Source organism: Burkholderia singularis (genome assembly GCF_900176645.1).
Lineage (GTDB): Bacteria > Pseudomonadota > Gammaproteobacteria > Burkholderiales > Burkholderiaceae > Burkholderia > Burkholderia singularis.
The window spans coordinates 1-14,562 of record NZ_FXAN01000079.1 but is presented as its reverse complement, the minus strand read 5'-3'; the positions used below and the strand labels follow the sequence as shown (position 1 = coordinate 14,562).

At 64.4% G+C, this 14,562-nt stretch carries 11 protein-coding genes and 1 pseudogene; 2 read left to right on the top strand and 10 right to left on the bottom strand.

What is annotated here, in order from left to right; all coding sequences use genetic code 11:
- Position 1: 1 nt before the first annotated feature.
- The 6 genes from BSIN_RS17500 to BSIN_RS26550 all read right to left on the bottom strand — a co-directional run bounded on the left by BSIN_RS17500 (position 2) and on the right by BSIN_RS26550 (position 5,396).
- Positions 2–1,093: a hypothetical protein gene (locus BSIN_RS17500; RefSeq protein ID WP_077021878.1), complete on the bottom strand. Its 1,092-nt coding sequence runs from the start codon at positions 1,091–1,093 to the stop codon at positions 2–4.
- Positions 1,090–2,004 carry a recombination directionality factor gene (locus tag BSIN_RS17495; protein ID WP_058901199.1) on the bottom strand — a complete coding sequence of 305 codons (915 nt, stop codon included), beginning with the start codon at positions 2,002–2,004 and terminating at the stop codon, positions 1,090–1,092. Before BSIN_RS17495 ends, BSIN_RS17500 begins: the two co-directional genes overlap by 4 nt.
- Positions 2,005–2,055: 51 nt before the next feature.
- A complete protein-coding gene (locus tag BSIN_RS17490) occupies positions 2,056–2,271 on the bottom strand; it encodes a hypothetical protein (protein WP_058901200.1) in 216 nt (71 codons plus the stop codon).
- 11 nt (positions 2,272–2,282) lie between these two features.
- Positions 2,283–3,278: a YqaJ viral recombinase family nuclease gene (locus BSIN_RS17485; RefSeq protein WP_058901201.1), complete on the bottom strand. Its 996-nt coding sequence runs from the start codon at positions 3,276–3,278 to the stop codon at positions 2,283–2,285.
- Between the two features lie 267 nt (positions 3,279–3,545).
- A complete protein-coding gene (locus BSIN_RS17475) occupies positions 3,546–4,514 on the bottom strand; it encodes a DUF932 domain-containing protein (protein WP_058901202.1) in 969 nt (322 codons plus the stop codon).
- A gap of 117 nt (positions 4,515–4,631) precedes the next feature.
- The gene (locus BSIN_RS26550; RefSeq protein WP_230205679.1) at positions 4,632–5,396 is read right to left on the bottom strand and encodes a hypothetical protein; all 765 of its coding nucleotides are present in this window, start codon (positions 5,394–5,396) and stop codon (positions 4,632–4,634) included.
- A gap of 521 nt (positions 5,397–5,917) precedes the next feature.
- Between BSIN_RS26550 and BSIN_RS17465 the strand changes: the two are divergent.
- Positions 5,918–6,373 (top strand): annotated as a pseudogene (locus tag BSIN_RS17465) (LysE/ArgO family amino acid transporter); the annotation flags it as partial.
- A gap of 54 nt (positions 6,374–6,427) precedes the next feature.
- Here the strand turns inward: BSIN_RS17465 and BSIN_RS17460 are convergent.
- The 4 genes from BSIN_RS17460 to BSIN_RS17445 form a co-directional block, all read right to left on the bottom strand.
- Complete coding sequence (locus BSIN_RS17460) at positions 6,428–8,458, bottom strand: sigma-54-dependent Fis family transcriptional regulator (protein WP_256583848.1); 2,031 nt, start codon at positions 8,456–8,458, stop codon at positions 6,428–6,430.
- A gap of 346 nt (positions 8,459–8,804) precedes the next feature.
- Positions 8,805–9,311 carry an acetone carboxylase subunit gamma gene (locus tag BSIN_RS17455; protein ID WP_058901204.1) on the bottom strand — a complete coding sequence of 169 codons (507 nt, stop codon included), beginning with the start codon at positions 9,309–9,311 and terminating at the stop codon, positions 8,805–8,807.
- A 39-nt stretch (positions 9,312–9,350) separates the two neighbouring features.
- Positions 9,351–11,675: a hydantoinase B/oxoprolinase family protein gene (locus BSIN_RS17450; RefSeq protein WP_058901205.1), complete on the bottom strand. Its 2,325-nt coding sequence runs from the start codon at positions 11,673–11,675 to the stop codon at positions 9,351–9,353.
- Between the two features lie 11 nt (positions 11,676–11,686).
- The gene (locus tag BSIN_RS17445; RefSeq protein WP_058901206.1) at positions 11,687–13,831 is read right to left on the bottom strand and encodes a hydantoinase/oxoprolinase family protein; all 2,145 of its coding nucleotides are present in this window, start codon (positions 13,829–13,831) and stop codon (positions 11,687–11,689) included.
- Positions 13,832–14,270: 439 nt separating this feature from the next.
- Here BSIN_RS17445 and BSIN_RS17440 point away from each other — a divergent pair, with 439 nt between their 5' ends.
- A complete protein-coding gene (locus BSIN_RS17440; protein WP_058901207.1) occupies positions 14,271–14,477 on the top strand; it encodes a hypothetical protein in 207 nt (68 codons plus the stop codon).
- The last annotated feature ends 85 nt before the right edge of the window (positions 14,478–14,562 follow it).

The window sequence follows — 14,562 nt, the reverse complement described above, 5'->3', positions numbered from 1 at the left end:
TTTATGCTGTCGATGTGTGTTCAGCGAGCCGCCGACGTAGCTCTGCCGCGCGGGCCTGAGAACAGCCCAGATGCCGTCTGATGTCGGCGACGGTCGGCCGGACCAAACCGGCGGTTACGTCTCGAACGAGCTGCGACAGGTGGTCGTCGATGGGAGCAGTGGGAAACGGCGTGATCGGACCGTCACGTGGTGCGTGACTGCGAGGCGTCGTCTCATGACGGGGCGCTACATCCTTGCGACTAACGGTCTTGCTGGCGTGACTCCCGATGACTTGCGTGACCCCCGGCTCGCCGAGATTAGTCGCGTCCGTGACTGCCGCGACTACCGGTGCGGTCACGTCGCCCGTCATCGTGACTGTCGCGACGGCCGGTGACGTGACGCCGGTCGCTGAGGATTCAGCCTCAGTTCCCGGCGATCGAAGCGCCACCGTCCATAGCAGGCATGCCACACCTTCGAGCACGGCGGCAAACATCAACCCCGACAGCAAGTCGACACGCCCCCCCGTGATCCCGAGTAACGCGGCGAGTCGCGACGTGACTGGATCGACGAGTAATGCGTCACGTTTAGCCGTGACTCGATCCACTGCGGCCTGCTGGCGTCGCACGTCATCGGCTTCGGCGTTCAGCGCATCCAGTCGTGCGGCAAGCGTCACGCGACGGGATCTGAGCGTCGTACAGTTTCCGATGCAGTTACGCGCCTGCGCGACCGCGAGTTGCGCTGTCACTGTCGCGCGTTCTGCCATGACGGTCGTGAGACTACGAGCAGGCTCCGATACCGAGGTCGTCTGTACCGTTGCCGCCCGCAGCTCACCGGCATGCTGCTGGGCTAAAGTGAAGAACACTGCGTGACCGAAGCATGCCGCCAGCAGACAAGCGCCCCATAGCACGCTACCTACGGCTCGAATGACGATCGGCATCTCCCGGATCAGAGCCGGCAACAGATGCGCGCTCGTGACGAGCACCATGCCGATGGCAATCCAGATGAGCCGTTCAGGTAGCGTACCGCCGCGCTGCCAGCCGGCGAGCACCGACAGACAGAGCGCCGTGGTGGTTGCGCCGACCGCCAGGACGAACGCCCAGCGACGCGCACTCATGCTGCCTTGCCGCCGAGCAGCACGGCCTTGCGTTCGAGCTTGTCGCGCAGCGTCGACGGCGGCGTTCCGGTCGTTTCGTCGGTGTGACCGTTCCCGGTATCGGGGTTGGTCGTACCTGGATAGAACTCTTCCGCGACAGCCGCCGTTTCATCGGGACTGTCTTCGAACGCGCCGTTGGCGAACCCTGCACGCGCAGCGGCGTCGAGCGCGGCCTGATCAAAGCCGGCGGCACGGCGGCGCGCATCCAGTTCCTTCGCCTCGATCAGGGCCTGTTCGAGCGTATTGCCCGAACGCACGCCGAGGTCAACGTAGTAGATCGCCGACCGGTAGCTTTGCGTGGTCGACTTACCGCGCAGCTTCAATTCCAGCGGCAAACAGGCGAGCAGATTCCCCGATACGGCACGGAAGTAGTGCAGACGCGCAGCCAGCGTTCGAATGCTGTTGTATGACGTCGTGCGCAGGATGAACGAACCCATCTCATCGTCGTCACCGACGATTACGTTCAAGCGCCCGTAAGGCTTGCAATTGCCTTGACGGCCGAATGTGCAGCCATCCGGAGACGGGCAGGGGAGGGTTTCGATACCGGTGTCTGTCACACGTCGACACTGTTCGCCGTTACCGACGCACACGGGGCGGCCGGTATCGCGATCGAACAGGGAATATTCGGCACGCAGGTTCAAGTCCGGATCACTGAACAGCACACGCACTGGTATCGCGCGCAACTTGCCCGAGGTAGCCTTGCGCAACGACTCGTTCAGCGGATGAAGCATCCATTCTCCGCGTTGCTGTACCTGGGTGGTGAGGGTGAACTGGTCATCCTTTTCGGGAATGCGCTTGCCATTCTTCTCGACAATGCGCCCAATGGAGATTCGCCCGACAACGGGCGGCGTGATGGCGAGACCTTTGAGCATGGTGGTCCTCAAAATAGAAAATGGGGGGAAGAGAACTGCGAGCGATGCGGGCTATCGGGAAAAATGCGCTTCGAGCTTGGCGTGGATTTCCAGGGCGACGCCCTGCCAGGCGCGAGCACTGATCATCGGGTTGACTTGCAACTGATCGGGTGGTGTTGTCGCAACGCGCTCCGCGTACTGGCTGAGTGCATCCATCACGAACGCTTGCGCGAGCGCGCCGTATCGCGAGAACGTCATGATCTCCGTGAGACATTCGAGGTTGGTCATGGGGAATGGAATCAGGTGGAAACGAGAAAACGCCGGGAACCCGGCTTCGAGATGGCGTACTGCGTTTCGAACTCAGGGTGATCGGCCAGCAGTCGCGCCAGATCGACGCCAGACGAATCCTTGCTGCGCTTGAACGACACGGCGCCGGTCTGGAATACGGCCCGGTTTGCGTCACCCATGGCCTGCTGGATCGTTTGCTTGAATTGCGCTTCGAGCTGCTGGCGCGTCTCGATCTCGGCACGTACGGCCACCAGATCGGCGAACACAGACGACAGGCGATGGTCGTCGCTGAAGTCGACCGTTTCGCCATTTCCCGGATAGAGGTGCCGCAGCGCACGGTCGGCCGACTCCGACCCGTCAGCCGGCGGAGGCGTATCGGTTTCCACGAATCGCCAGAAGCGCGCTTCGAGTTCGACCAGGCGCCCGATCAGCGCATCGTCGCGATCGATTCGATGCACTTCGAGCGCCTGTCCGCACAACAGCACGGCGACGTGTGCTGCCGCCTTGCCAGTGACGGCCAACTGATGCTGCACCTGGATCTGCACATACTCGGGCACGCCATCTCGCCAGAGCCGCGCACCGAACTCGCCGGCCGTTTTACATTCCAGAATCTGTACGTCCGGAACGCCGACGATCTCGCGATCAATGTTCGCCAACATGAAGGGGATCGAGGGATGCCGCAGCACGGCGTTCACGCGTCGAACCCGGTTGCCGGTCTGTTTCGTGTACGAGGCGGCGACGATGGGTTCGAGCAGCGTGCCCCAGTACGTGGGCGACGTCGTATCGTCTGGATCGGGGCGGGGCAGGCCGTCCGCACGGCCAGTCTTGTCGAGCCACAATTCCAACGTGCTCATGTAGGGGTTCAGGCCGACCGCAGCAGCGGCATCCGATCCGCCGATGCCGGTTCGGCGCACGGCGAGCCAATCGTCGCGACTCAGTTCTTGCGTCTTGACGAGCTTCAGTGCGGGCTTACGTGCACGGGGTGGTTCAGGATGAGGTGTCGTCATGGTTTGCTCCGAAAACAAAAAAGCCCGGCAGAGCAATTCTGGCCGGGCGAGGGGTGAGGGGATACGCGGGCTATCCGGAACCGATACGGCGAAGGGCGTCTTGCAATGCGTCGTGCGCGAATGTCACGAGCTTGCCGTTTCCGAGGTGGACAGTCGTACCCTGGGGCTTGATTTGCAGGATCGTGGCGTAACGGCCACCGAACCGTAATCCTGCTCCGCGCGGAATCTGAATGCGCATGTCGACAGCCAGAGGCGGTATGGGCTTGGTCATGCCACAAGCTTCATCGCCTCGTCCCAGGCTTTCTGCTTCAATGTCGCGCCTGCCCCGAACCAGGCGGCGTCGAGGCGGTGATCGTCAGTGCGTGCGCGGCGATGGTGATCGACATACTCTGTCACTGCGTTCAGAAGGCCCCACGCCGTACCCGACGCCGAAGCCAAATCCGAGCCTTTTCCATGTCCGGCGTAGAGCTGGCCGACCGCCTTGATCGCGCGCTCGTTGACAGCCACCGCTTCACGATCGGGAAGATTGGTCGTCGAGTAGGTCAAGACGCGCCGCAGGAATGCCTCGGCCGCCGAGTCGGTCACCTTGCGTTCGGACAACGCCTTGGCTCGGACCATGAACGCGTCCCATGTGGAGACGGCGATGCCGAGCTGGCGTTTGACAGCCGCCGCGTCGAACTGCGAGCGGTGTGAGACTTTGATTGCGCCAGCGCTATTACCCAGGGCGATCTGCAGGGTATTGTTGCAGACGACGCGCACCGACGTGAACTGCGCGGTAGTGGCCAACGTTCCGTCGCAGGCGGTGGCCAAGAGCAGATAACCGTTGACCTGATCCTTGCCCTTGAGCGAACCGGACTGACCCGTGCGCGCCAGCGCCCAGAGCTTGCGGCCTTCCTTCAACACGCCGGCCGTCTCGAGTTGAAAACCGCCGATCTCCGTCAGGTCTCGATAAAACTCCAGGATCTCTTCGGGTTGCACGACCTGATATCGCGCGGAGACGACGGACAACGGCGCCTTGTTGTCCGAGCGGTACAGCACTTTCTGTTCGGGAAACGCGTGGATCGAGCCGAGATTGCGTTCGCCGGCGGCGACGAAGCGCACCTCGGCTTCTTCGATTCGCCAGTCCATGCCGGCGGCGCGTGCCCAGACGTCGAGCGGCTGTTTGGGGGCGAGCTTGTTGCCGAGGCCGTGCCAGGGTTCCTGACCGACGTAGGCCATGTTTTGGACGAGATGCATTGAAGACTCCTGTTCGAAAAAGAAGGCATAACGCCCGGCACACGCCGGGCAGATCGGATTGAACGAATGACGATCGGACGACGCGCAGCGTCGCGACGAAGGCGGCGAGCGCGACGATCAGCCGTGTTGTGTGCCGAAGGCGTGTCCGCATGATCGGCACCGGTAGTTGTCGAGAACGGCGTCATCGATGGCAGAACCGACGGCGGAGCCGGCCGCGCAGCCAGCGGCACTGCCGAGCAGGCCGGCGATCACCGCGCCGGCCAATCCACCGAACACTGAGCCGATCGGTCCGCCAATCGCGCCGACCGCCGCACCGGCTTCGGCTCCAGACAGCGCCATCGCCATGCCGCCGGTGGCGCCGGCCACACTGCCGATCGTGCCGACCGCCTTGCGCGCGACGTTGAGCGTTTCGACGCGCGGTGAATGGCAGTGTGGGCAGCGCGGCGCACTCTCGTCCGACGTCGGCGTATGTAAATCGGGTGCGGTGTCCGGCGCAAACGAAAAGCAATCGGGATCGTGCGGCGTGTGTCGGTCGGCGCGACGAAAGGGTGGGGATTCGTCCAGGTCGAACGGCTCGACGTCATCGAACTCGAATGACTCGCGCGCGCGAGTCCGTGTGTCGAACGAGGGCGCATGTCGAGACGCGGCCCCCTCCGGCCGGATGGCGTGCAGCGCATGATCGGGATAGGGCGCGTGCGCTTCCCATTCGTCATCGAGCGGATAGCGTACCGGCGGCGCGGAGAGAACCGGCGCTGCTGCGCCGGCCGGTGGGACACTGGGTGGCGTAACGCGGTATCTGCGGCGCCAGATGAAGAAGGCGACCGCGATACCCAGTGAGAGAAATGCCGCCATGATGGCGGCAAATGCATAGGGGGAAGACATGAAACCTCCGAGCGAAGTGCGCCGGGGCGGGAATGCCCTGGCGGAGCGGCCTTAGCTGACCGTGCTCTGGAAGGTGATATATGGATGAATCTTTTTAGAATCGACCGCAGCGGTAGAACCAGGGGGCACGAGTTCGTTCTTGAACCGGATGCTCGCGTAGATACATGGCATCGGGGATTCATCGCTTGATGGCCGCACAAAGTAACGGAATGGCCGATAGCTTCGTGAAAGCGAAGCCGGACGCAGCGACTGCTCGACGTTATATTACGACGGATAGATTCGTCGAGCGCGTTGGCATGTGACTGTCTGGCTTTGGAGGGAAGTACCGGCTCACGAAGTTAATCTTCGTTAGTTTTCTGAAAGCAGTGCCTTTATAAGGCGACGAGCGAGCGCGTTTTCCACTAACCTTTGCTATGCTCTAATAACGAAATCGAATCGGTATTTTATTTCTGTTTGCTTTCCAGAATTTTACATTAAAATTATCGTCGAATTGTCTGAGAGCAATAGAGCACCCCCCACATGTCGGCGGCGCATCGGTGCTCGTCGAGCGTTATCCGACGTTCGTGCACGCGGTGCTGTACGTCGGGCTCGCCTACCTCGCATGGTTCGGCCTGAGTGCGCTGCGGCGCGCGCTCAAGCCAGGGCACGCCACGCTCGACGTGCGCGGCGACACCGCCGCGCCGCCTCCGCAAGGCGGGCTCGCGATCGTCCTGAGGACGCTCGCGTTCACGTGGCTCAATCCGCACGTCTATCTCGACACGTTCCTGCTGATCGGCACGGCGGGCGCGCGCGAGCCGGAAGGCACGCGGCTCGCCTTCGCGATCGGGGCGATGACCGTCAGCGCGGTGTGGTTCGTCGGTCTCGGTTACGGTGCGCGGCTGCTCGCGCCGTGGTTCCGCCGGGCGGTCGCGTGGCGCGTGCTCGATGGGGCGATCGGCAGCATGGTGCTCGTTCTCGCGGCGGTGCAGTTCAGGTGATGCCGGCCGTGGCCGCGGCGGGCGGCCGGTGCGCCGCACCGCGCGCGGCATCGGTCACGCCGCGCCACGCTTGCGCACGTCGCTGACCGCGGCGAGCAGGTCGTACTTGCGGATTTTTTCGTAGAGCGTGCTCTTGGCGATCCCGAGCTGGCTCGCCGCCTGCGTCAGATTGCCCCCGTGACGCGCCAGCGCGCGGCGAATGTACTCCGCCTCCGCCGTCTTCAACGAATCGGCCGTGTCGGGCGCGGGCGTGTCCAGCGCCTGCTGTTGCGTGGTGTGTGCCGTCGAACGCGTCGCGGCTCCGATCTCGGCCGGCAGCTTGTCCGCGGTGATCACGGCGCCTTCGGACAGCAGAAGCGAACCCTCGATCGCATTGCGCAACTCGCGCACGTTGCCCGGCCACGGGTAATTCAGGAGGCGGTCGTACGCTTCGTCGTCGAACGCGCGGGGCGGCAGGCCGTAGCACTCGCACAGGTGCGCCAGCCAGTATGCGATGAGCGCCGGCAGATCCTCGCCACGCTCGCGCAAGGTCGGGATCGACACAGTCGTCACCGCGATCCGGTAAAAGAGATCCATGCGGAACATCCCTTTCGCGATCGCATCCTTCAGGTCACGATGCGTCGCGGCGACGAGGCGGAAGTTCACCTTGCGCGGCGTGTTCTCGCCAAGACGGTAAATCTCGTTTTCCTCCAGCACGCGCAGCAGGTGAGGCTGGATGTCGACCGGCATCTCACCGATTTCGTCGAGAAACAGCGTGCCGCCGTCCGCCGCCTCGATCTTGCCGGCCGCCCCCGATTTGCGCGCCCCCGTGAACGCACCCTCCGCGTAGCCGAACAGCTCGCTCGCGAGCAGTTCCCTCGACAACCCGCCGCAGTTGAGCGCGACGAACGGCCCGTCGGCCCGATCGCTCGCCTGGTGGATCCCCTGCGCGAAAAGCTCCTTGCCGACGCCGGTTTCGCCGAGCAGCAGCACCGGCACCTTCGACGGCGCAAGCTGGCGCGCCTTGCTCACCGAGGCGCGCAGTGCCGGGCTGTCGCCGACGATGCGCTCGAACGCGCTTGCCGCGCCGCGCTGGCGATCGCGCCCCCTGACCACCGGCATCGCGCCGCGGGGATTCGCGGCACCGGGAATGACGATCAGGAACCCGAGGATGTCCGCGCCTTCGCGCAACGTTTCGATATGGGCGTAGCGCAGCCACGCGGGCGCGCTCCCGACCGGTCGGCCGCTGGCGTAGTGCTCCATCCCGGGCAGGACGAGTGCGCCGTCCAGCTGCACGTCGAAACCCAGCCGGCGCAACGCGGGGACGACCTGCGCGTTCGCTTTGACGAGACGCCCCCGTTCGTCGACGATGAGCATCGCATCCGCGGGCGTCGCCCCGAAGCGGGACGCGCAGCGATCCAGCAGACGCAGGCGGCGCTCCATCCCGTCCTTCGCGAGCCGGCCCTCGATGCGTCCCGCGAGCGACACGGCCAGCGCCAGGCTGTAGCGGTTGTAGGTGTCGGCGAGCCCGGATACGTCGATCACGCCGAGCACGTGCCCGTCGAGCGGATCGTGAATCACCGCCGCCGAGCAGGTCCAGCGCTTGATGCCGGCGCAGAAGTGCTCCGCGCCATGAATCTGCACGGGCTGCTTCAGCGCGAGCGCAGTGCCGATCGCGTTCGTGCCGCAGTTCAGCTCGGTCCAGTCGCAGCCGGGGACGAGCCCGACCTCGCTGGCCGGCTCGAGAATCCGCATGTCGCCTTCCTGCTGGAGGATCATGCCGCTCGGATCGGCCAGCAGCATCACCGTGCCGGTCTGCGACAGCAGTTCCCGGGTCTGCTGCATCAGCGGCACGCCCACCTGGATGAGCTGTGCGTTCGATGCGCGCCATTGCTCCAGCCGGTCTTCGTCGAGCGGCGGCGGCGCCCGGCCCACGCCAGGATCGACATGGCCGACCAGGCAGCGCTGCCACGAGTCGTCGACGACGCCGCGCACGTCGGCCGAGCGCCAGTCGCTGCCCGTCACGAGGTGTTCCCACGCGGCCATGATGCTGGCGTCGTGCTGCGGACTGGGAAACCAGTCCATCGGGGTGCCTCTCTGTTGCATGCGTGTCTCCTGACGGTCCGCCGGCATGGCGAACCGTGAGGCCGTCCGTGCGGCCATTTTTCTAGACGTTCGGCATCGCCCGGCCGTGGCCAGCCGGGGATTCGTGCCGGTTATCGTACTCCGATCCGACATGGTCGTCGGCCTCGGGCAAACGTCGAGAAGCAATGCGCGCGCCAGGCCGTCAGCCGCCGCGACCCGCAGCGCCGGCGTGGCCCCGGACGCCGGCCGGCGTCCGAAAAAAAAAGCCGTCCGAAAATCGAACGGCCGGAAATCGAACGCCCGCCGGATGGCGGGCCGGAGCGAGGCCCGCGGACGCCGGGCCTCATCGACGCGATCAAACCTCAGATCATTCGGCGCGCTCCGGAATCGGCAGCTTGACCCATTCCGCATAGAACGCGTCGATGTCCGGCTCGAAGTCGTGAATGACCGGATACCACGGGGTCGGCGCTTCGACGTCGTGCATCGCGCCGCACGTCGGACAGTAATACTCGCGGTACACCTGCCATTGCGTGTCCGGCGCCATCAGGCGCGGATAGACCTCGTCCATCGCCTCTTCCGAATCGCGCACGAAGATGTTCGCGTTCAGCTTCCAGTTCTCGCGGTAATCGCCGAACACGTGGCCGCAATCGCACTGCGTGACCCATTTCTTCGTCGCCCACTGCTGCACGATGTACAGGTGCGGGCCGAGCGGCAGCACGATGCGGTCCTTCCAGCCGAGCTTCTGCTGCAGCGCATCGACGTACATCTGGAAGCGCTCGCCGTCCTTCGGCATCGACAGCATGCGCAACGTCGTGTCCCAGTCGAGCTTGCCGTCGACCAGGTTCCTGATCTGTTCCTTGGTGTAGGTAGACATCTCCAGTCCTCTCTGTTGGTGGCGTGGCAATGGTGCGGCTTACTCTTCGACCAGCACCACGGTATTGACGTCGGGCATCTTCGACAGGTCCATGCGGAATTTCGAGCCATAGGTCGGCACGTCGAGCTCGTCTTCGGTGAGCGTCCACGTTGCCGGCAGATCCCAGAACGTGCGGAACTGCTGCTCGAATTTCGTCGACAGGCCGAAGCTCGTCGCGAACATGTGCTGCACCTGCGTCGACGCATGCTTGACGAGGATCCGCTCGCGTTCGCCCTTCATCCATTCGCGGGTCGGCTGCGAGCGTGCGAGGCGCGCGTTGCGGATCTCGACGCGCTGCAGCGCCGTCGCCTTTGCATCGACCGTCCAGATCCCGTTGGCGTCCCGCGTCGCGACCGCGCCGTACACCTTCTGCGCGTATTCGGGCAGCAGCACCGCGTTGTTGAGATCGCGTTCGATCGCGTCGATCTCGCGATCGAGCGGATCGCCGAAGCCGGGGCCGCCGCGCAGGTAGTTCAGGTACAGGTCGTAGTTGCTGTAGCAGTCCTCCGTCGTCATGCATTGCTGGTCGCGCTTGATGACCGCGCCGGCGTTCAGGTGGTTTTCGTAGTCGGGGAAATCCGGGTTCGTGTCGCCGCCCAGCGGCAGGCTCTCGCCGAGCGCGATGCGCTCCTGAAGGCCCGTGCGGTGCGCCTCGAAGCGGTAGCCGGTCGCCGCCGGGTAGCCGCCCATCAGGCCCCAGTCGCTGTTCATGTAGCCGTTGCCCATGAAGAACATGGTCCAGTCCTGCGCCTTCCAGACCATGCGCAGCGTCTCGAAACCGCAGCCGCCGCGATACTTGCCGTAGCCGCCCGAGTTCGCCTTGACGTTGCGGCCCAGGTACAGCAAGGGCTCCGCCATCTCCCAGATCTCGATGTCGCCCATGTCGCCTTCGGGGTTCCAGATCGCGGCGGCGTGGTTCAAGCCGTCCTTGATCGCGCACGCCCCCGTGCCGCATGACGATGCCTCGAAGCTGTTGACCGCGTGGATGTCGCCGTCCTGGTTGATCCCGCCGCCTTGCAGCCAGTTCGACGTGTTCGCGTTGCCCGCGTTGACTTCCTCGAGGTAGCCGCGGCTGAAGTACGCCTGCGACAGGCCGCGCCACATCGCGCTCCATCCCGAGACGAGGAAGTGCCATGCATACGCGTGCCCGGTGCGGCGGTCGTCCGGGTTCATCCACGCGCCCTTGGGCAGGTGGAATTCGGTGCCGAAATACGCGCCGTCGTTGATCCGCTGCGTCGGCACGAGCGTTTGCGTCATCATCACCCAGATGCCGCTCGTGAACGCGACCTGGTGCGCGTTGTACGAGTGCCAGCCCCAGCGGCTCGCGCCGTCGAAATCGAGGCGCCACGAGCCGTCCTTGCGGATTTCCATTTCCACCGGCGAGTGCATGATCGAATCGAGCTTCGCGAACGCCGACGAGGTCTGCACGTCGGGATGGTTGTACGGCACGTCGACGAACGCGACCTTGCGGTACTTGCCCGGCAACGTCATTGCCTTGATGCGGGTCTGCAGGCCGCGGCGGCCTTCCTCGATCACCTCGTACGCGAATTTCTCGTACGCGTCGAGGCCTTCGTCTTCGATCACTTCCTCGATCAGGTCGCGGATCATGTGGCAGCCGGCGATGCGCGTACGTTCGTCGAGAATCCAGTATTTCGGCGTGCGAACCGAACGCTGGCTTTCATGCAGCCAGTCGCGCAGCGGCGTGTCGTTCACGCCGGTCTTGCGGCACGTGATCATGTAGCCGTCGCCGAAACGCTGCACCTGGCCCGTCGACATCGAGCCCGGCGTCACCGCGCCCGTGTCGATCACGTGCGTCACTCCACCGACCCATCCGACCAGCTTGCCGTGCGCGAAAATCGGCACGATCGTCGCGATGTCGCACGGGTGGACGTTGCCGATCGAGCAATCGTTGTTGGTGAACATGTCGCCGGGGTTGATGCCCGGGTTGGCTTCCCAGTTGTTCTCGATCATGTACTTGATCGCGGCGCCCATCGTGCCGACGTGGATGATGATCCCCGTCGACGTGAGCACGCAGTCGCCCGCCGCGTTGTAGAGCGTGAAACACAGCTCGCCTTCCTGCTCGACGATCGGGCTCGCGGCGATCTTCTTGGCCGTTTCGCGCGCGTGGACGAGGCCGCCGCGCAGCTTGGAGAACATCTTTTCATAGCGGATCGGGTCGCGTTCGCGCAGCTCGAGCCGCTCGAGGCCGTTGTAGTGGCCGGTCTGTGCGGTGCGCTCGAGGATGCCGTCGCGGAACTGCTTGAGCGTCTGACCGTTCTTGAGCAAGTCGGCGAACCCGACTTCCTGGCTGGACATCATGTTCATCGCGTGTCTCCTTACTTGACTTCCTTGAGATGGAAGAGGCGGTGCTTGTCGAGCGTGGTGGCGAACCCCTTCGGGACCACGAACGTGGTCGCGTCGGATTCGATGATCGCGGGGCCGGTAATTTCGTTGCCCGGCTTGAGGGCCTCCATCTTCCACAGGTCCGCGTCGTGCCACTGCTTGTGCCGATACAGCGGCCGCGTGCCGATGCGCGCCTCCGCCGGCGGCGTGGGGCCGCCCGCCGGGTCTTCCGGCAACACCGGCTTCTGCGTGACGACCATCCCGCGCATGATCGCGCCCGTGACCGAGAAGCCCAGCTCCGGCGAGCGCGCCGAGCTGGCATACACGCGGCCGTAGGTGTCCTCGAACGCATCGACGATCCGGTCCCAGTCTTCCGCGCCGGACGCGCTGACGATCGGCGATTCGATCTCGAGGTCGTTGAGCTGCCCCATGTACTGCATCCGGAAGCCCGGACGCAGGATCACGTCCTGCTCGCTGAAACCGTTGATGCGGAATTCCTCGATCACCTTGGCGGCCAATTCGGACCACGCCTTCTGGATCGTCTGTGCGGCCTGGGCCTTTTCGGTATCGGGCGCGGACTGCGGCAGCGCGAGATCGACGCTCTTGTCGTAGCGGTATTCGAAATCCGCGCACGCGCAGCCGAATGCCGAGAAGCCGGCCGCCCAGGCGGGTACGACCACATCCTTGAAGCCGAGTCCTTCGGTGTAGCCATAGGTGTGCACCGGCCCCGCGCCGCCGTACGAGAAGCAGACGAATTCGGTCGGGTTGTAGCCCTTCGCGCTGACGTTCGAACGCAGGTATTCGCGCAGCTGCAGATCGAGCAGCTCGATCACGCCGGCCGCTGCGTCTTCGACGGAAAGCCCGAGCGGATCGGCGATCTGCGCCTTGATGTGCTCGCGCGCGCGGTTCACGTCGAGCTTGATCGCGCCGCCAAGGAAGTTGTCCGGGTTCAGGTAGCCGAGCACGACGTGGCAATCCGACACCGACACCGTCGTGAGCCCGCTGTCCGGCCAGCAGGTGCCGACGCGGTAGCCGGCGCTGTCCGGGCCGAGCTTGATCGCGCCGCTGTACGGGTCGAGACGCACGAAGCTGCCCGCGCCCGCGCCGACCGAATCCATCGTGACGAGCGGCAGCGACAGCACGAGGCGCGCCATGTCCGGGTCGGACGCGATCGCGAAATTGCCTTTCGTGATGAGCGCCATGTCGAACGACGTGCCGCCGATGTCCGAGCAGGCGATGTTGTCGTAGCCGAGCGCCTCGCCGAGGAGTTTCGAACCGATCACGCCGCCGATCGGGCCCGAGACGATCGTGCGCGCCAGTTCCTTCGCCTTCCAGCTGATCGTGCCGCCGTGGGTGGCCATCACGCGGAGGTCGAACTTCGCGCCATGCTTGCGGAAGCGGTCGCTGACCTTCTTCAGCGTCTGCCGCGACGGCTCGGCGGCGTACGCTTCGAGCACCGTCGTGTTCATCCGGTGGCTTTCCTTGCGCTGCGGATAGTAGTCGACCGATGCGAACACGGGGAGGTCGACGCCGCGTGCCTTCAGTTCATCTCGGACGATGTCGCGCGCCTCGCGTTCGCTCGTGGCGTTCTTGTGCGATTGCAGGAAGCAGATCACGATCGCCTTCGCACCGGCGGCGACGAGTTCGCGCGTCGCCTGACGGACTTCGGCTTCGCGCACCGGAATGACGATGTCGCCCTGGACGTCGGTGCGCTCGGTCACGCCACGCGTACGCGAGAGCGGCACGAGCGGTTCGTCGTAGCGGTGCGTGTTCAGGTGGATCCGCTCTTCGAGCGCGTAGCCGAGATAGCTCTGGATCGCGCGGCCCATCAGGTGCACGTGCTCGAAGCCCTTGTTCACCAGCAGGCCGACGTCGAGCCCCTTGCGCTGCACGACGCGGTTGAGCATCGCCGTGCCGGAATACACGCAGGTCACGAGTTCGGGATACACGTCGTCGACGTCGCGCTGCCAGTGCGCGAGCGCGTCTTGCGACGAATTGAAAATCGCGAGCGATTCATCTTCAGGATTGCTCTGCGCCTTGCCGACGACGAACCGCCCGTCCGCGCGCACGAAAAAGGTGTCGGTCATCGTGCCGCCTGCGTCGATGCCCAATACCTGGACTTGCGAAAGCCCTTCCATGTTGGCGTCTCCATTGATTGAAGTAGTGGCGAGCCGGGTTCGTGTTTCCCGATTGCGGCCGTTCGACAGGAACCGGCGGCTCGTGTCATGGAAGCGCAACAAGCGTGCCACGCGGGCGGTGGCACGGGCGGGTGGCGGCACAGCCTTGTGGGGCGGCGCATGGCGGGTTGGACGAGAAAAGCGTTGCGCGTAATGCGCGCCGTTCGGCGACCGGATTCCGAACCGGCGGAGCGTTCGAATCTCGGTCGGTGGTTCCGGCGCGGGAGGGCCGTGCCGGTCGATACCGGGAATTCTCGGCGAGAGAAAAATCGACTCGACCTGCTTCCGCAGCCCTGCAATTTCAGATCAGCCTGCTCCCCGCCGCGCTATATTGACGCGCAAATCCACAAAATTGGCCTATGCGGCGCCGCCAATGGCACTTAGATACGGAATTGAGCAGATGACCGATCAAGATAACGCATTACCTTCACGCATCGAGATTCGACCGACCGCCGAAACGCATTTCGACGGCTTGTGGACCGCGATCGACACGGTTGCTCGCGAACGGCTTTATCTCGCCTTCTTTCAGGCGCCGCCGAGAGAGGCGTCGTACGCCTTCTATCGCAACATCATCGAGAACGACCTTTGCCAATTGGTCGCCGTTTGACCTTGCCCCTGTTTCACGAATCCCATAACCGAGGCAATCAGGCCGCTTGCCCTTGCTGAGCGGCGGCCCAGTTCTTCTCGAACGT

Excerpts from the sequence above, each read along its gene's own strand:
- BSIN_RS17490 (WP_058901200.1), bottom strand. The coding sequence starts at position 2,271 with ATGACCAACCTCGAATGTCTCACGGAGATCATGACGTTCTCGCGATAC.
- BSIN_RS17455 (WP_058901204.1), bottom strand. The coding sequence starts at position 9,311 with ATGTCTACCTACACCAAGGAACAGATCAGGAACCTGGTCGACGGCAAG.
- BSIN_RS17475 (WP_058901202.1), bottom strand. The coding sequence starts at position 4,514 with ATGCATCTCGTCCAAAACATGGCCTACGTCGGTCAGGAACCCTGGCAC.
- BSIN_RS17460 (WP_256583848.1), bottom strand. The coding sequence starts at position 8,458 with ATGCAACAGAGAGGCACCCCGATGGACTGGTTTCCCAGTCCGCAGCAC.
- BSIN_RS17485 (WP_058901201.1), bottom strand. The coding sequence starts at position 3,278 with ATGACGACACCTCATCCTGAACCACCCCGTGCACGTAAGCCCGCACTG.
- BSIN_RS17450 (WP_058901205.1), bottom strand. The coding sequence starts at position 11,675 with ATGAACATGATGTCCAGCCAGGAAGTCGGGTTCGCCGACTTGCTCAAG.
- BSIN_RS17495 (WP_058901199.1), bottom strand. The coding sequence starts at position 2,004 with ATGCTCAAAGGTCTCGCCATCACGCCGCCCGTTGTCGGGCGAATCTCC.
- BSIN_RS17440 (WP_058901207.1), top strand. The coding sequence starts at position 14,271 with ATGACCGATCAAGATAACGCATTACCTTCACGCATCGAGATTCGACCG.
- BSIN_RS17445 (WP_058901206.1), bottom strand. The coding sequence starts at position 13,831 with ATGGAAGGGCTTTCGCAAGTCCAGGTATTGGGCATCGACGCAGGCGGC.
- BSIN_RS17500 (WP_077021878.1), bottom strand. The coding sequence starts at position 1,093 with ATGAGTGCGCGTCGCTGGGCGTTCGTCCTGGCGGTCGGCGCAACCACC.
- BSIN_RS26550 (WP_230205679.1), bottom strand. The coding sequence starts at position 5,396 with ATGTCTTCCCCCTATGCATTTGCCGCCATCATGGCGGCATTTCTCTCA.